This window comes from Streptomyces sp. NPDC055632, from assembly GCF_053618675.1.
Genome location: NZ_JBSHHY010000008.1, coordinates 45799 through 63027, shown reverse-complemented (window position 1 = coordinate 63027; position 17229 = coordinate 45799). Strand labels below are relative to the sequence as shown.

Here is a 17229-nt window from a genome sequence, read left to right as displayed (position 1 = left end):
ACCCGCACCCGCACCACCAAAATCCTGGCACCACCCGCACCGCCTGCCACACCCGGGGCCAGTCCGGCGGATCACACCCCGGCCCCACGCACCGCCCGCATCGGAAAGGAACACACACCGTGTCCGTCATGACCACCGAACGCCCGCGCGTCATCCTGGTCGGCAGCCGCATCCGTCAGTACCGGGAGTACGCGCTCGCCTCCCTCGCCGCGCGGTACGAGGTCACCCTGATCGCCCCCGAGGCGCCCAGCTGGCAGGCGAAGTACGTCGACACCCACCGGATCGCCGACACGACGGACGCGCACAAGCTCTTCCCCTCCGTCGCCGACCTGCGCGGCGAGGTCGCCGAGGCCGCGATCGTCACCTGGGACGAGTGGTCGCTCGCCGCCGTCTCCTCGGTGGCCGCCCGCCTCGGCCTGCGGGCCATGGACCCGGCCGCCGCCAAGATCTGCCGCGACAAGTACGCCACCCGCCAGGCCCTGGAGGCCGCCGGGATGGCGGCCGTCCGCCACGCCCCGGCCGCGAGCGAGGACGAGGCCGTCGCCGCCGCCGAGGCCATCGGCTTCCCGGTCGTCGTCAAGCCCCGCACCCTCGGCGGCAGCTTCGGCGTCATGGTGGCCCGCGACGCCGACGGCCTGCGCCAGGCCTACCGGCTCGCCGCCGCCAGCCGCCTCCAGGGCGCCGGCACCGCCGACACCGTCCTCGTCGAGGAGTACGTCGAGGGCCCCGAACTGAGCGTCGACAGCACCGTCGTGGACGGCGTCGTCACCCCCGTCTGCGTCGCCCGCAAGCGCCTCGGCCCCCAGCCGTACTTCGAGGAGGTCGGCCACCTGGTCACCGGCTGGAAGGACGAGCCGTGGGCCGAGGCGGTCGTGGAGCTGGTCCGCGACTCCCACCGGGCCGTCGGCGTCGACTACGGCGTCACCCACACCGAGCTGCGCGTCAGCGCCGACGGGCCGCGCCTGATCGAGCTGAACGGGCGCCTCGGCGGCGACCTCATCCCGCACGTCCACCAGCTCGCCACCGGCATCGACCTGGCGGTCGCCGCCGCCGAGATCGCCTTCGAGCGCGTCCCCGACCTCACCCCGACCCGCGCGCTCAGCGGCGAGGTCCGCTTCCTCTACCCCTCGTACGACGGCACCATCGACCGGGTCGTCCTGCCCGACCCGTCCGAGGTCGACGGCCTGGTCGAGGCCGTGGCCCTCGTCGAGCCCGGCGACGAGCTCCAGCTCCCGCCGCGCGGCCTCACCCCGCGCTCCGCCGCCCTCGTCGCCGTCGGCGAGGACCCGGTCGAGACCCGCCGCGCCCTGGACCGGGCCGAGGGCCTCTCCCGCACCGAGGTGACCGGCGCGAGCACCCACAAGCTCGGCGCGCGCGTCGAGAACGCCGTCACCCGCCGCTTCTTCGACCACGAGCGCACCGCCGCCCGCATGACGGTCTCCGGCGTCCGGGGCGTCGAGTGGTTCCGCTACGGCGCCGGCGGCGGCGAGGGCCTCAACCGCCCCGTCTTCCTCAGCGCCGACGACGTCGCCGGCCTCGAACGCGACCTCAACGGCCTCTTCGAACTCCTCAAGTCCGTCCCCGAGCGCCTCTTCGGCGGCGACCTGCGGGCCTTCGCCGAGGCCGTCGGCATGAGCGCCACCCAGGCCGACCTGGTCCTGCGCGGCGCGGTCGACGAGATCCCGCCGCTGTCCCGCGCCGACCTCTACCGCGAGACCGACGGCTTCCGCCTCATGGAGCTGAACACCGGCACCTCGCTCGGCGGCTGGCAGATGGGCGAGTTCGCCCGCGCCCTGATCAAGGACGAGGAGTTCGCGGCCTTCGCCGCCGCCGAGAACCTGGTCTACCCCGACCCGCTGGCCCGCATCACCGACGTGCTGCGCCGCCAGGCCCCGTCCCTCGCCGGGACCGAGCGCCCGCTGCTCGCCATCACCGACTGGCCCGACGGCTTCGAGAAGTCCAAGTGCTGGATGGAGTTCGTCGTCCCCGCCTTCAAGGACCTCGGCTTCGAACCGGTCGTCTGCCACCTCGGGGACTTCACCTACGAGGAGGGCAAGGTCGTGTACGACGGGCGGCGCGTCGACGTCGTCTACCGCCTGTTCCTGCCCGGCGAGATGCCGGACGAGCCGCGCACGTACGACCTCGTCAACCCGCTCCTGGACGCCGCAGAGGCCGGACAGGTCGAGCTGTTCGCCTCGCTCGACTGCGAGCTGTACGGCAACAAGGGCAGCCTCGCCATGCTCAGCGACGAGCGCAACCGCGCCGCCCTCACCGAGGACGAGCGCGCCCTCGTCGACCGGATCCTGCCCTGGACCCGCTTCGTCCGCGACGAGAAGGTCACCTTCGAGGGCGAGAAGATCGACCTCCTGCCGTACGCCGTCGCCAACAAGGACCTCCTGGTCCTCAAGCCCACGCTGCTCTACGGCGGCGTCGGCGTCACCCCCGGCTGGACCACCGACCAGAAGGAGTGGGTGGAGAAGCTCCACCAGGCCGTCGGCGGACCCTTCGTCCTCCAGCGCCGCCTGCTCCCGACCACCGAGCGGTTCCTCTCCGAGGACGGGGTCACCACCGAGGACATGGCCGTCGCCTACGGCACCCTCATGGTCGACGGCAAGTACGCCGGAACCCTGGCCCGGGGCGTCACCGACCCGGCCGTCGGCATCGTCAGCATGCTGCGCGGCGCCCAGATCGGCTGCGCCTTCCACGTGGCCGACCCGGCCTCCGCCGAGGGGGACGCGTGACCGGGTCGACCGACTCGAACGGCTCGACGGGCCCGGCCGGCTCCACGGAGCCGGCCGGCCCGGCGGCCCCCGGCGGCGCGCCCGCCGCCGGGGGGCGCGAGCGCGGAGCGCTGTGGCGCGACGCCGAGTTCATGAAGTTCTGGACGGGCGAGGGCATCTCCCAGATCGGCGCCCAGGTCACCACCCTGGCCCTGCCGCTGACGGCGGTGCTCACCCTGGACGCGTCCTCCTCCCAGGTCGGCCTGGTGAACGCCGCCTCCTACGCCCCGTTCCTGCTCGTCACCCTGCTCGTCGGGGTCTGGGTCGACCGCGTCCGCCGCCGCCCGCTGATGATCACGGCGAACGTGGGACGCGCGCTGCTCGTCACGGCGGTCCCCCTGCTCGCCGTGACGGACCTGCTGCGCATCGAGTTCGTGTACGTGGCGGCCCTCCTCATCGGGGTCCTCACCGTCGTCTTCGACGTCGCCTACCAGTCGTACCTGCCGACCCTCATCGGCAAGGAACACCTGGTGGAGGGCAACAGCAAGCTCCAGGGCACCAGTTCCCTCGCGCAGATCGGCGGCCCCGGCCTGGCCGGCCTGCTCATCGGCTGGGTCACGGCGCCGTACGCCCTGCTCATCAACGGCGCCTCGTACCTGGTCTCGGTGGCCACGCTGCTCGCGGTCCGCAGGCCCGAGCCGCCGCCGGTCGTGCCCGAGCGCCGCACCGGCCTGTGGAAGAGCGTCGGCGACGGCATCCGGATCATCTGGCACAACGCCCACCTGCGGGCCTGCGCCCTCCAGTCCGGGCTCTACAACTTCTGCTGGATGTCGCTCCAGACCGTCTTCGTGCTGTACGCGGCCCGGCGCCTGGACCTCTCCCCGGGGACGATCGGCCTGCTGCTCGGCACCGGCGCGGTCGGCTCGCTCGGCGGCTCCCTGGTCGCCCGGAGCCTGAAGCGGTCCATGGGGCTCGGCCCCGCGATCCTGGCGGCGCTCGTGCTGTGCTGCGCCGCGCCCGTGATCATCCCGCTGGCCCCGGCGAACGACGGCATCCTCACCCTCGTCCTGTTCGTCGCCGCGTTCGCGCTGATCGGCGCGGGCGGCACGATGGCCAACATCCACATCATCAGCCTGCGCCAGTCGATCACCCCCGACGAACTGCTCGGCCGGATGAACGCCGGCTACCGCTTCGTGTCCTGGGGGATGCTCCCGCTCGGCGCGCTCGTCGGCGGCTGGCTGGGCGACCTGATCGGCCTGCGCGAGACGCTGTTCGTGACCGCCGGGGCCTTCCTCTCGGCGGTCCTCGTGGTGCTGCTCTCGCCGGTGTGGCGGCTCAAGGACTTCCCGCCGCAGATCGGCGCGGAGCCGGAGGGGTCGGAGAAGACGGCGGTGACGTCATGACGGGCGACGGCGGCGGGGCCGCGACGGCGGGGGACTTCTCCGGGCTCCTGGCGCGGCGCACCTCCTGGGGCCGCTCGGACGCCATCGACCGCATCCTGTCGGCCGCGAACGCGCCGGGCGTCCTGTCGATGGCCGGGGGCATCCCGGCCCCCGACAGCTTCCCGGTGGCCCGGCTCGCCGAGGTGACGGACCGGATCCTCTCCCGGTCGGCCGCCTCCGCCCTCCAGTACGCCCCCACGGCGGGCACCGCGGCGATGCGCGAGGCGGTGGCCCGGCGCGCGGGCGAGACCGGCGCGCCGGTCGGCCCGGAGCGGGCGATGGTCACCGGCGGCAGCCAGCAGGGCCTGGACCTGGTGGCCCGGACGCTCCTCGACGAGGGCGACCAGGTGGCCCTGGACGACCCCAGCTACCTGGGCGCCGTGCAGTCCTTCCGGGGCGCCGGGGCCCGGCTCCTGCCGCTGCCCACGGACCGCGACGGCATGCGGACCGACGTCCTGGCGGAGCGGCTCGCGGCCGGCGCCCGGCCCAAACTGGTCTACGTCGTCCCGCACTTCCACAACCCCACCGGCGGCGTGCTCACCGAGGAGCGCCGCCGGGACCTCGCGGGCCTGGCCGACCGCTACGGCTTCCTGATCGTTGAGGACGACCCGTACGGGGACCTGGCGTTCGAGGGGGAGCGGCTGCCGTCCACGGACGTGCACGGCGACCGGGTGATCCGGCTGATGAGCCTGTCGAAGACGCTCTGCCCGGGGTTCCGGGTGGCCGGGCTGACCGCCCCGGCGGGCCTGCTCGGCGAACTGGTGGCGGCCAAGCAGAGCAGCGACCTCCAGACGAACACCTTCGGGCAGCACGTCCTCGCCGAACTCCTCGGCGACCCGTCGTTCCTCCCCGCCCACCTCGCCCGCCTGCGCACCCTGTACGGGGACAAGGCGCGGGCGACGGCGGCGCTGCTGCGCGCGCGGCTGCCGTGGCTCGGCTTCGACGACCCGCGCGGCGGCCTGTTCTTCTGGTGCTCCGTCGACGACCCCCGGGTCACCTCGGACCTGCTGTACGCGCACGCCCTGGCCCAGGGGCTCGCGCTCGTGCCCGGAGCGCCGTTCTGCATCGAGCAGGACGGCTCCCGGCTGCTGCGGCTCTCCTTCGCGACCCTCGACGAGGAGCAGCGGCGGGAGGGCGTCTCCCGACTGGCGACGGCCTTCGACAAGGCGCGCGCCGACGCGCACTGAACCACCCCGCCGAACCACCCCTCCCCGAGGACCGCACACGCCCCACCGGTGCGCGCCGAACCACCCTCCCGGCGCGCACCCGCACCGCCCCGCCCTTCCGACGACACGCAACGAAGGAGCACGGTCATGACGGCACGCACACACCCCCAGGTGACCGCCGACTCGCTGGTGGCCCGGCTGTTCCAGGTGGTCGACTCCCGCGCGTGGGACGACCTCGGCGAGGTCTTCGCCGACGACGCGGTCTACGAGCGCCCCGGCTACCCGGCCCTGGAGGGCCTGGACCGGATCCGCCACTTCTACGAGCACGAGCGGATCATCGCCTCGGGCGCCCACGAGGTCGACCAGGTCACCGGCGGCCTCGCGGCGGCGGCCTGCTGGGGCCGCTTCCGCGGCGCGAGCCGCGACGGCACGGCCCTGGACGAGGGCTTCGCCGACACGTACCTGGTCCGGGACGGCAAGATCGCGTACCGCAGGACGTACTTCTACCGGGCGGCGATCTGACGCGGGACCCGGCTCCGGGCGCGGCCCGGGGCCCGGTCACCGCCCGCCGGGCCGGACCAGGCCGCTCTCGTACGCGTGGACGGCGGCCTGGGTCCGGTCGCGCAGGGACAGCTTGGTGAGGATGCGGCTCACATAGGTCTTCACGGTCTGCTCGGCGACGACGAGCCGGGCCGCGATCTCGGCGTTGGAAAGACCCTGCGCGATGAGCGCCAGGACCTCGGTCTCGCGCTCCGAGAGACCGCCCGGGCGCTCCGTGGGCCGCACGTGCGGGGCGGGGCTGAGCCGGGCGAACTCCGCGATGAGCCGCTTGGTCAGACGGGGCGCGAGCAGCGCGTCGCCGCGCGCCACGACCCGTATCGCCTCGGCGAGTTCCTCGGCCGACGCGTCCTTGAGGAGGAAGCCGGACGCACCGGCGCGCAGCGCCTCGTACACGTACTCGTCCAGGTCGAAGGTGGTCAGCACGAGCACCTTGACGGTGGCGTCGGCGGGGGCGGTGAGCAGCCGGGTGGCCTCGATGCCGCCGGTGCCGGGCATCCGGATGTCCATGAGGACGACGTCGGGGGAGAGCGCCGCGACCTGGGCGACGGCGTCGGCGCCGTCGACGGCCTGGCCGACCACCTCGATGCCGGGTTCTGCGTTCAGCAGGACGGTGAAGCCCTGCCGCACCATGACCTGGTCGTCCGCGACGAGGACCCTGATGACGTCGTTCATGAACCGTCCTTCGTGGAGGCGGGCCCCGGCTCCGGGGCGTCGGCGGGCAGGACGGCCGTGACCTCCCAGCCGCCGTCGGAGGTGGGACCCACGGCGAGTTCGCCGCCCAGCATGGCGGTGCGCTCGCGCATGCCGAGGAGGCCGTGACCGGGCTCCCCGGCGGGGCCGGCGGGAACGCGGCCGGCCGGCCGGGAGGCCGCGGTGTTGGCGACCCGGACGGTCAGCCCGGCCGGGTGGTGGTGGACCGACACCGAGACCCGGGCGCCGGGCGCGTGCCGCACGGCGTTGCTCAGCGCCTCCTGGACGATCCGGTACGCGGAGAGCTCGGTGCCCGGGGAGAGCGGCCGGGGCGTGCCCCGGGTCCCGGCGGTGACGTCGAGCCCGGCGGCCCGGACGTTGGCGAGGAGTTCGTCCAGCCGGTCCAGCGTGGGCTGCGGGGCGTGCCGCACCCCGGCGGCGGCGTCGCCCGGGTCCCCCTCGCCGCGCAGGACCCCGAGGACGCGCCGGAGTTCGGTGAGGGCGTCGACGGCGTTCTGCCGGATGCCGGCCAGGTTCTCGCGGAGCTCGGGGGACGGGTCGGCCACCAGGTGCGGGGCGACCTGGGCCTGGATCGAGATGACGGACATGTGGTGGGCGACGACGTCGTGCAGCTCGCGGGCGATGCGCCCGCGCTCCTCCAGGAGGGCGCGCCGGGCCCGTTCCCCGGCGGTCAGCTCCTCCTGCTCGACGAGGCGGCTGCGGGAGACGCGGGCCGCGCGCAGCGAGGTCCCGAGGACGACGGCGAGGGTGAAGGCGACGGCGCCCTGCACGAGGGTGTGGGGCCCCGGGACGTGGTGCGGGACCGCGGCGCCGACCCCGGTGAGCACGGAGGCCCCGAGGGCGGCGACGGAGGCGGCGGGGCGCACGCGGAGGGCGAGCAGGAGCAGCACGAGGGTGTGCAGCGCGATGCCCGGGGCGCTCCAGGGCCACGCGGCGCCGAAGACCGCCGAGGTCAGGGCGGCGAGGAGGGTGAGCGCGGCGACGGAGACCCACAGGGCGGCGGCGGGCCGGACCAGGGCCAGGACGGACGCGGCGCTCTGCACGACGACGAGCAGCGAGACGGCGCCGGTGGCGGGCTGCACGGAGCTTTCGTACAGGTTCGCGTTCCAGACGCCCACGACCACGCAGAACAGCACGACGTGCCCGTGGACCAGCCGGCCGAGGTGGCGGTGGCGGGGCAGCGGGTCGCGGCGCCCCGGCCGCAGGTCGGCGCGCAGGACGTCCGGGACCGCGCGCAGTGCGCCCTCCCACCGTGCCGTGTCCCCCAACGCACCTCCCCCGCCCGTTCGTTCGTTCCTCCGCCACAGCCTATGCACGGGGTGCCTCCGTCGTGGTGCCGGGCCGCCGCACGGGGGCCGGGGCGGTGCGTTCGTACGCGTGGAAGGCGGCGACGCAGACCAGCAGCGCGCCCGCGAAGAGCGGGAGCCGGCCGAGCCGGGCGAGGACCCAGGCGTGACCGTCGGGGACGGTGTGCAGTCCGGCGAGCGGCCCGTGGCCGAGCAGGTCCGCGGCGAGGAGGCCGCCGGCGGTGACGGCGATCATCGCGGTCTGGTGCCAGAGGAAGACCGTCATGGCGCCGAGGTTGAGCAGGGCCACGGCCGTCCAGGCGGCGGGCCGGCGCAGGGCGCGCCGGAGCGGCCCGAGGAGCAGGAGCGCGCCGCCGCACTGGGCGAGGCCGAAGGTGACGGCGGCGAGCGTGGGCGGGTTCAGGTTGGAGACCGGCGCGCCCGGGACGCCCACCATGGAGGCCGGGTAGCCGGCCAGGGCGACGAGCAGGACGGTCGCGGCCCCGCCGCCGAGGAGCAGCGACCAGGAGGCGGCCGGTGCGAGCGGGCCCCGGCGGGCGAGGAACGCGCCGAGGCAGTACGGGACGAGCCAGCCCGCGGGCAGGTTGAGCCAGCCGGTCACCTCCGGCCCGTCGAGGCCGAAGCGGACCAGGTCCACGTGGAGGACGACGGCGAACGGCCACAGCGGGTGGACGCGCGCGACCAGCGGGGTGGCGGCGGTGAGGGCGGCCAGGACCAGCAGGAACCACAACGGGGAGAGCACGAGATTCCCGAGCGCCTGGACCGTCCGCCAGGGGACGCCGCGGGCGAGCATCCCGGCCGTGGCGACGAGCCAGACCGCGAGCAGCGGGACGACGGGCCGGAACAGCCTGCGCAGCCGGGCGGCGATCCACCGGCCGCCGCCCTCGCCGCGGGCGCGGGCGGCGACGTGTCCGCCGACCAGGAAGAACACGGCGAGGGTCTGGAACGCCCAGGAGACCGGGGTGAATTCGGGCAGGTGCTCCAGGGGGCTCTCGACGCGCAGGGTGCCGCTGTCGGCGACGAGGGCGGTGACGAGCCAGTGGCCGAGGACCACGCCGAGGACGGCGAGGGCGCGCAGCGCGTCGAGGGCGCGGTCCCGCTCCGGCGGGGTGGCGGCGACCGTCCGGCGGACGAGCGCGCGCACGGCCCGCCCCGGCCCGGTGGCCGGGGCGGCCGTGGGGGCGGTCTCACGCACGGTCCGGCTCCCTTCCGTCGACGATCCGGGCGAGGTTGCGCAGGGGTACGGAGCCGGGGACCAGGTAGTCGCTGTGGCCGCCGTCGCCGGCGGCGAACCGGCGGGCCCCGAATCCCGGCCCCACGGGGTCCGCCCCGAAGCCGAGTTCACCGCCCGCGGGGAGGGGGACGCGCAGATGGGGCACGCCGGCGATCCAGTCGCCGCCCGCACGGCCGGCCCAGACGGCGGCGTCCGTGCGCAGGTCGGCGGCGCGGTCGGAGCCGGTGCCCGGGCTCCCGTAGAGGACGAGGGCGGCGACGGGCAGCCCGGCGGCGGCGCGGGCGCACACCACGGAGCCGTACGAGTGCCCGAGCAGGGTGATCCGGGCGCCGGGCCGCAGCCGCGCCAGCTCCTCGACGAACGAGCGGAGCGGGGGCGCCGCCCGGTCGGCGCGGCCGGGGGTGAGGGAGGCGGCGCTGCCGGTGGCGGGGGTGCGGTAGCCGAGCCAGGCGACGACGGCGGCCCGGGCGCCGAACTCCTGCCGGAGGGTGCGCTGGAGGGCGACGGCACCGGCCCGGAAGCGCGCGTGGGCGTCGAGGCCGGTGTCGGCGCCGGGCACGAGGACCGCGATCCGCTCGGCCCGCGCGAGGTCCCCGACCACCTCCGCGCTCCGCCCGCCGTCCCGCCCGTCGAACTCCAGGAACCGCCGGTCCGCCCCGGCCATCTTCCGCAGCGACGCGGCCCTCAGCCGCGCCCCGTGCTCCTCCGCCGTCCGCGCGGCCTCCCCCAGCGCCGTCCGCTCCGCCGCGTAACGCCCTTCGAGCGCCGCGGCGAGCGCGTCCGGCCCGCCGTCCGCCCGCAGGGGCGCGACGGCGGGAGGCACCGGGGCCGGCACGTCGGCGGGCCGCGCGGCCCCGGCGACCGGCAGGGCGACGGCGGCGGTGACGACCGAGGCGAGCAGGGCGCGACGGAGGCGGGGGAGGGGCGCCATGGAAGTCCTTCCGTACGGGGGTGCGTTCCGTTACGGAAGGTAGGGAGGCGCCGCTGTGGTCGGCGTCCCGCCAGGGAGCCGACTCGGCTTGTAGCTCTCGGGTATGACGCGGGGGCGGGGGCGGGGGCGGGGGCGGGGCACGGGACGCGGGGCGCGGGGCGCGGGGCCCGCGTCGGGCGGGGGGCCTGCCGGAGGGGGTGGTCGTGCCGGAGGGGGCGGCCCTGCCGGAGGGGGTGGCTCTGCCGGAGGGGGCGGCCGTGCCGGAGCCGCCTACCCCCGTACCGCCCCCGTCGACCCCCGCACCACCAGCTCCGCCGGGACCGTCACGAGGCCGCCCGGCGGGGGGTCCTCCGAGGACGTCGCCAGGCGGCCCGCGCGGGCGCCCGCCTCGTGCAGGGGGAGGTGGACGGTCGTCAGGGACGGGACCGTGTCCAGGGCCGACGGCAGGTCGTCGAAGCCCGCCACGGAGACGTCGCCGGGGACGTCCAGGCCGCGTTCCCTGAGGGCCGCGCAGACGCCGAGGGCCACCGTGTCGTTGCAGGCGACGATCGCGGTGAGCTCCGGGTCGCGGGCGAGGAGTTCGGCCGCCGCCCCGTGGCCGGAGGCCCGGTCGTACGGGCCGTGGGCCGTCGGCCCCTCCGGGACCCCGGCCGCCGCCAGCGCCTCCCGGTGCCCCTCCAGGCGGTGCCGGGTCGTCGTCCGGTCCGCCGGGCCCGCCACGTAGCCGATCCGCCGGTGACCGAGTCCGAGCAGGTGCTCGGTGAGGCGGCGCGCGCCGGCCCGGTTGTCGAAGACGAGGGCCGCCGCGTGCGCGTCCCCCTCCACCGGCGGGCGCCCGCACAGCACGACCCGGGTCCCCGCGTCCGCGAGCCTGGACAGCTTGGCGGCCGTCGCCGCCAGCCGCTCCGGGGCCTCCAGGGAGCCGCCCATGAGGATCACGGCGGCGGCCCGCTGCTGCTGGAGCAGCGTGAGGTAGGTCAGCTCGCGCTCGGGGGAGCCGCCGGTGTTGCAGACGACGGCGAGTTTCTCGCCGCCGCCCCGCCCGGACGCGCCCGCCCCGATCGCGGTCTGCGCCGCGCTCGCCATGATCCCGAAGAAGGGGTCCGCGATGTCGTTGACCAGCACGCCGACCAGGTCGGAGGTGGCGGCGGCGAGGGAGCTCGCGGGGCCGTTGAGGACGTAGTCGAGGTCGGCCACGGCCCGCAGCACCCGTTCCCGGGTGGACGCGGCCACCGGGTAGTTGCCGTTGAGGACGCGGGAGACGGTGGCGGGGGAGACCCGCGCGCGGGCGGCCACGTCCGCCAGGGTGACGGTCATCGCGTGCGTACCTCCGGGGCCTTGTGGGCGGCGTTGTCGGCAGGCTAGCGTCCTCCCCTGTAGAAAGCGCTTTCTATCGCGTACGTGCCACCCGTCGCGCACGGACATCCACCACGCACGGACATCCACCGCACGTGAACACCCACCACGCACGGCCCGCCCGCCGCGCAAGGACCACCCGGAGAGAGGAACCCTCCGTGACACGCAGGACCGTCCGCATCGCCATGAACGGCGTCACCGGCCGCATGGGACACCGCCAGCACCTGGTCCGCTCGATCCTCGCCCTGCGCGAGCAGGGCGGCCTCGACCTCGGGAACGGCGAGGTCCTCTGGCCCGAGCCCGTCCTCGTCGGCCGCCGCGAGCCCGCCCTGCGCGCCCTCGCCGAGCGCCACGGCCTCACCGAGTGGTCCACCGACCTCGACGCGGTCCTCGCGGACGGGAGCGTCGACGTCTACTTCGACGCCCAGGTCACCTCGGCCCGCGCCGACGCGATCCGCCGGGCCGTGGCCGCCGGCAAGCACGTCTACACCGAGAAGCCGACGGCCGGGGACCTCGCCGGGGCCCTCGACCTCGCCCGGCTCGCCACGGAGAAGGGGATCAAGCACGGCGTCGTCCAGGACAAGCTGTTCCTGCCGGGCCTGCTCAAGCTCAAGCGCCTGATCGACGGCGGCTTCTTCGGCGAGATCCTGTCCGTACGGGGGGAGTTCGGCTACTGGGTCTTCGAGGGCGACTGGCAGGAGGCCCAGCGCCCGAGCTGGAACTACCGCGCGGAGGACGGCGGCGGGATCGTCGTCGACATGTTCCCGCACTGGGAGTACGTGCTCCACGAGCTCTTCGGCCGGGTCACCTCCGTCACCGCCCACGTCGCCACCCACGTCCCGCGCCGCTGGGACGAGCACGGCAAGCCCTACGAGGCCACCGCCGACGACGCCGCGTACGGGATCTTCCGGCTGGAGGGCGGCGCCGTCGCCCAGATCAACTCCTCCTGGGCGGTCCGCGTCCACCGCGACGAGCTGGTCGAGTTCCAGGTCGACGGCACCCACGGCTCCGCCGTCGCCGGACTGCGCGGCTGCCGCGTCCAGCACCGCTCGGCCACCCCGAAGCCGGTCTGGAACCCCGACGTCCCGGCCGTCGAGTCCTTCCGCGACCAGTGGCAGGAGGTCCCGGACAACGCCGGCTTCGACAACGGCTTCAAGGCCCAGTGGGAGCTGTTCCTGCGCCACGTGGTCCTCGACGAGCCCTACCGCTGGGACCTCCTCGCGGGCGCCCGGGGCGTCCAGCTCGCGGAACTGGGCCTGCGGTCGGCGGCCGAGGGCCGCCGCCTGGAGGTCCCGGAGGTGACGCTGTGACGACGGCGCCACGGCCGGACGACCGCCGCACCGACACCATGGAAGTGACCCCGTGACGATTCGCCTCCCCGGCCCCGACGGCGGTCTGCGGACCCACGAGCCCCGCACCGACCCCCTGGCGCTCGCCCCGGCCGGCCCCCCGGCCTCCCGCACCGTCTTCTCCGCCGCGCACGTCGTCGCCGACCCGTACGCCGACACCACCCCCGACGGCCCGGCCGCCGTCGACTGGGACGCCACCCTCGCCTTCCGCCGCCACCTCTGGTCCCACGGCCTCGGGGTCGCGGAGGCGATGGACACGGCCCAGCGCGGCATGGGACTCGACTGGGCGGGGGCGGCCGAACTGATCCGGCGCTCGGCCGCCGAGGCGAGGGCCGTCGGCGGCCGGATCGCCTGCGGCGCGGGCACCGACCACCTGCCCCACGGCACGCTGCCGCGGATCCGCGCCGCGTACGAAGAACAGCTCGCGGTGGTCGAGGAGTCGGGCGCGCGGGCGATCCTGATGGCCTCCCGCGCCCTCGCGGCGACCGCCACGGGCCCCGAGGACTACCTCGACGTCTACGGCCACCTCCTGCGCCAGGCGTCCGAACCGGTGATCCTGCACTGGCTCGGCCCGATGTTCGACCCGGCGCTCGACGGCTACTGGGGCTCGGCCGACCTCGACGCGGCGACGGAGACCTTCCTCGACGTGATCGCGGCCCACCCGGACAAGGTCGACGGCGTCAAGGTCTCCCTCCTGGACGCCCGGCGCGAGGTCGAGCTGCGCCGCCGCCTCCCCGACGGCGTCCGCTGCTACACGGGCGACGACTTCCACTACCCGGAGCTGATCGAGGGCGACGAACAGGGCTTCAGCCACGCCCTGCTCGGAATCTTCGACCCGCTGGGCCCCCTGGCGGCGCAGGCGGTCCGCGCCCTCGACACGGGCGACACGAATGCCTTCCGCGAGCTACTGGACCCCACGGTGGAGCTCTCCCGCCACCTCTTCCGGCCCCCGACCCGCTACTACAAGACGGGCGTCGTCCTCCTGGCCTGGCTGGCCGGCCACCAGGACCACTTCACGATGGTCGGCGGCCTCCAGTCCGCCCGCTCCCTCCCGCACCTCGCGCGCGCCTACGAACTGGCGGACGGCCTCGGCCTGTTCCCCGACCCGGCGCTGGCGGAGTCCCGGATGAGGTCCCTCCTCACGGTCCACGGAGTCCCGCGGTGAACCCCGAGCGCTTCTCGGTCAACCAGATGACGGTCCGGCAGCTCTCCCTCCCCGACCTCGTCTCCCACTGCGTCCGCCTGGGCGTCCGGGGCGTCGGCCTGTGGCGCGAACCCGTCCGGGAGTACGGGGTGGAGGCGGCGGCCGCGCTCGTACGGGAGGCGGGCCTGGAGGTCACCACCCTCTGCCGGGGCGGCTTCTTCACCTCGGACGACCCGCTCGTGTCCAACCGCGCGGCGGTCGACGAGGCGGCGGCCCTCGGCACCGACACCCTGGTCCTGGTCTCCGGCGGCCTGACCCCCGCCTTCCCCGACCTCCCGGCCGCCCGGGCCCGCGTCACGGAGGCGATCGGCGAACTGGCGCCGTACGCGGGGGAGCGGGGCGTCCGCCTCGCCGTCGAACCCCTCCACCCGATGTACGCGGCGGACCGCTGCGCGGTCTCCACCCTGGACCAGGCCCTGGACATCGCGGAACGGTTCCCCGCCGAGCAGGTGGGCGTGGTGGTCGACACGTACCACCTCTGGTGGGACGACCGGGCCCCGGCGGCGGTGGAACGCGCGGCCGCGACCGGCCGTGTCCACTCCTTCCAGCTCGCCGACTGGATCACCCCCCTCCCGGCCGGCGTCCTCAACGGCCGGGGCCAGCTGGGGGACGGCGCGATCGACCTCCGCGCCTGGACCGACCTCCTGGAACGGAACGGCTACACGGGCCCGGTGGAGGTGGAACTCTTCAACGACGACCTGTGGGCGCGGGACGGCGCGGAGGTCCTGGAGGAGACGCTGGAACGCTTCCTGGCGATCTGAGAGGAGACGCTGGAGCGCTTCCTGGCGATCTGAGAGGAGACGCTGCGGCGCTTCCCGGAGATCTGACCGCGCCCTCCCCGAACGCCACGTTCCGTCCGTACCGCCGGCATCCGGAACCCGGCCTTCCCCGCATCCGGAACAGCCGGTTCTCCACAGGCTCGTCCGCGCCATGTCCGACCTCTTCGCTACGGTCGACACATGTCCAACGAGGGTCGCGGTCCGGCAGTGGTCGAAGGTGTTCTGGAGCGGATCACCTACGCCAACGAGGAGACGGGGTACACGGTCGCCCGGGTCGACACCGGGCGCGGTGCCGGTGACCTCCTCACGGTCGTCGGCGCGCTGCTCGGCGCCCAGCCGGGGGAGTCGCTGCGGATGGAGGGCCGCTGGGGCTCCCACCCCCAGTACGGCAAGCAGTTCACCGTCGAGAACTACACGACCGTCCTGCCCGCCACCATCCAGGGCATCCGCCGCTACCTCGGCTCCGGCCTGGTCAAGGGCATCGGGCCCGTCTTCGCCGACCGCATCACGCAGCACTTCGGGCTCGACACCCTCGACATCCTCGAAGAGGCCCCGGGGCGGCTGATCGAGGTCCCGGGGCTCGGCCCCAAGCGGACCAGGAACATCACCGCCGCCTGGGAGGAGCAGAAGGCGATCAAGGAGGTGATGGTCTTCCTCCAGGAGGTCGGCGTCTCCACCTCCATCGCGGTCCGGATCTACAAGCAGTACGGGGACGCCTCGATCTCCGTCGTGCGGAACCAGCCCTACCGGCTCGCCGCCGACGTGTGGGGCATCGGCTTCCTCACCGCCGACCGGATCGCGCAGTCCGTCGGCATCCCGCACGACAGCCCCGACCGGGTGAAGGCCGGTCTCCAGTACGCCCTGTCGCAGTCCAGCGACCAGGGGCACTGCTTCCTGCCCGAGGAGCGGCTGATCGCGGACTCGGTGAAGCTCCTCCAGGTCGACACCGGCCTCGTCATCGAGTGTCTGGGCGAGCTGGCCGAGGACCCCGAGGGGGTCGTGCGGGAGACCGTGCCGGGACCGGAGGGGACGCCGGTCACCGCCGTGTACCTGATCCCGTTCCACCGGGCCGAGCTGTCCCTCGCCGGGCAGCTCCGCCGGCTGCTGCGGGCCGAGGAGGACCGGATGCCGGCCTTCCGGGACGTGCCCTGGGACAAGGCCCTGGCCTGGCTCGCGACCCGCACCGGCGCCTCCCTCGCGCCCGAGCAGGAGGAGGCCGTGCGGCTCGCCCTGACCCGCAAGGTCGCGGTCCTCACCGGCGGCCCCGGCTGCGGCAAGTCGTTCACGGTCCGCTCCATCGTGGAGCTGGCCCGCGCCAAGAAGGCCAGGGTGGTGCTCGCCGCCCCCACCGGGCGGGCCGCCAAGCGCCTCGCGGAGCTGACCGGCGCCGAGGCCTCCACCGTCCACCGGCTCCTGGAGCTCAAGCCCGGCGGGGACGCCGCCTACGACCGGGACCGGCCGCTGGACGCGGACCTGGTCGTCGTCGACGAGGCCTCCATGCTGGACCTCCTCCTGGCGAACAAGCTGGTGAAGGCGGTGGCCCCCGGCGCCCACCTGCTGCTCGTGGGGGACGTGGACCAGCTCCCCTCGGTCGGCGCGGGCGAGGTCCTGGGCGACCTGCTCGCCCCGGGCAGCCCCGTGCCGTCGGTCCGGCTGACCCGGATCTTCCGGCAGGCCCAGCAGTCCGGCGTGGTCACCAACGCGCACCGGATCAACGCCGGCACGCCCCCGCGCACCGACGGCCTGCCGGACTTCTTCCTCTTCGCCGAGGAGGAGACGGAGGACGCCGCCCGGGTCGCCGTGGAGGTCGCGGCCCGCCGCATTCCGGCCAAGTTCGGCCTCGATCCGCGCCGGGACGTCCAGGTCCTCGCCCCGATGCACCGGGGCCCGGCGGGCGCGGGCGCGCTCAACGGACTGCTCCAGCAGGCCATCACCCCGGCCCGTCCGGACCTCCCGGAGAAGCGGTTCGGCGGGCGCGTCTTCCGAGTGGGTGACAAAGTGACCCAGATCCGGAACAACTACGACAAGGGGGCCAACGGCGTCTTCAACGGCACCGTCGGCGTCGTCACCGCCCTGGACCCCGTCGAGCAGCGCCTGACCGTGCGGACGGACGAGGACGAGGAGGTGCCGTACGACTTCGACGAGCTGGACGAACTCGCCCACGCGTACGCGGTCACCATCCACCGCTCGCAGGGCAGCGAGTATCCGGCGGTGGTGATTCCGGTCACGATGAGCGCCTGGATGATGCTCCAGCGGAACCTGCTCTACACGGCCGTGACCCGGGCCCGGAAGCTGGTCGTCCTGGTCGGCTCCCGCCGCGCGATCGCCCAGGCAGTGCGCACGGTCTCGGCGGGCCGCCGCTTTACCGCACTCGCCCACCGCCTCACAGGGCCCGCCCTCGTGTGAAAGATCACGGAGGGGTACCGGAACCGGGGCGAAGGGGGCAGGATATGAAGGTTGGCGGCACTG

13 protein-coding genes are annotated in these 17229 nt (G+C 74.9%); 8 read left to right on the top strand and 5 right to left on the bottom strand.

From position 1 onward, the window contains the following. Positions 1–128: 128 nt before the first annotated feature. The 4 genes from ACWGSR_RS13625 to ACWGSR_RS13610 all read left to right on the top strand — a co-directional run bounded on the left by ACWGSR_RS13625 (position 129) and on the right by ACWGSR_RS13610 (position 5850). Positions 129–2741 carry an ATP-grasp domain-containing protein gene (locus ACWGSR_RS13625; protein ID WP_453566274.1) on the top strand — a complete coding sequence of 871 codons (2613 nt, stop codon included), beginning with the start codon at positions 129–131 and terminating at the stop codon, positions 2739–2741. Next, positions 2738–4123 (top strand): MFS transporter, encoded by a 1386-nt coding sequence (locus ACWGSR_RS13620; RefSeq protein ID WP_376236191.1) that lies wholly within the window; start codon positions 2738–2740, stop codon positions 4121–4123. The genes ACWGSR_RS13625 and ACWGSR_RS13620 overlap by 4 nt, the downstream gene beginning before the upstream one ends. Next, positions 4120–5349 carry an aminotransferase-like domain-containing protein gene (locus ACWGSR_RS13615; RefSeq protein ID WP_453566271.1) on the top strand — a complete coding sequence of 410 codons (1230 nt, stop codon included), beginning with the start codon at positions 4120–4122 and terminating at the stop codon, positions 5347–5349. The genes ACWGSR_RS13620 and ACWGSR_RS13615 overlap by 4 nt, the downstream gene beginning before the upstream one ends. Before the next feature lie 126 nt (positions 5350–5475). Next, on the top strand, positions 5476–5850 hold the full coding sequence (locus ACWGSR_RS13610; protein WP_376236197.1) for a nuclear transport factor 2 family protein: 375 nt from the start codon (positions 5476–5478) through the stop codon (positions 5848–5850). A 36-nt stretch (positions 5851–5886) separates the two neighbouring features. On the opposite strand, the gene ACWGSR_RS13605 is transcribed toward ACWGSR_RS13610, so the two are convergent. The 5 genes from ACWGSR_RS13605 to ACWGSR_RS13585 form a co-directional block, all read right to left on the bottom strand. Then, complete coding sequence (locus ACWGSR_RS13605; RefSeq protein WP_376236199.1) at positions 5887–6561, bottom strand: response regulator; 675 nt, start codon at positions 6559–6561, stop codon at positions 5887–5889. Then, on the bottom strand, positions 6558–7868 hold the full coding sequence (locus ACWGSR_RS13600) for a sensor histidine kinase (protein ID WP_453566267.1): 1311 nt from the start codon (positions 7866–7868) through the stop codon (positions 6558–6560). Before ACWGSR_RS13600 ends, ACWGSR_RS13605 begins: the two co-directional genes overlap by 4 nt. Positions 7869–7908: 40 nt before the next feature. Continuing rightward, positions 7909–9102, bottom strand: a complete 1194-nt coding sequence (locus ACWGSR_RS13595) for an acyltransferase family protein (RefSeq protein WP_453566265.1) — start codon at positions 9100–9102, stop codon at positions 7909–7911. Next, complete coding sequence (locus ACWGSR_RS13590; RefSeq protein WP_376236203.1) at positions 9095–10072, bottom strand: alpha/beta hydrolase; 978 nt, start codon at positions 10070–10072, stop codon at positions 9095–9097. Before ACWGSR_RS13590 ends, ACWGSR_RS13595 begins: the two co-directional genes overlap by 8 nt. 270 nt (positions 10073–10342) lie before the next feature. Then, positions 10343–11389, bottom strand: coding sequence for a LacI family DNA-binding transcriptional regulator (locus ACWGSR_RS13585; RefSeq protein WP_453566262.1), 1047 nt, complete (start codon positions 11387–11389; stop codon positions 10343–10345). Positions 11390–11586: 197 nt separating this feature from the next. On the opposite strand from ACWGSR_RS13585, the gene ACWGSR_RS13580 reads away from it, so the two are divergent. From ACWGSR_RS13580 to recD2, 4 genes are all read left to right on the top strand, one after another. After that, the gene (locus ACWGSR_RS13580) at positions 11587–12738 is read left to right on the top strand and encodes a Gfo/Idh/MocA family protein (RefSeq protein WP_376236208.1); all 1152 of its coding nucleotides are present in this window, start codon (positions 11587–11589) and stop codon (positions 12736–12738) included. A gap of 52 nt (positions 12739–12790) precedes the next feature. After that, positions 12791–13942 carry a dihydrodipicolinate synthase family protein gene (locus ACWGSR_RS13575; protein ID WP_453566260.1) on the top strand — a complete coding sequence of 384 codons (1152 nt, stop codon included), beginning with the start codon at positions 12791–12793 and terminating at the stop codon, positions 13940–13942. Then, a complete protein-coding gene (locus ACWGSR_RS13570; protein ID WP_453566257.1) occupies positions 13939–14742 on the top strand; it encodes a sugar phosphate isomerase/epimerase family protein in 804 nt (267 codons plus the stop codon). The genes ACWGSR_RS13575 and ACWGSR_RS13570 overlap by 4 nt, the downstream gene beginning before the upstream one ends. A 198-nt stretch (positions 14743–14940) precedes the next feature. Continuing rightward, on the top strand, positions 14941–17166 hold the full coding sequence (gene recD2, locus ACWGSR_RS13565) for an SF1B family DNA helicase RecD2 (RefSeq protein ID WP_376236223.1): 2226 nt from the start codon (positions 14941–14943) through the stop codon (positions 17164–17166). Positions 17167–17229 lie beyond the last annotated feature (63 nt).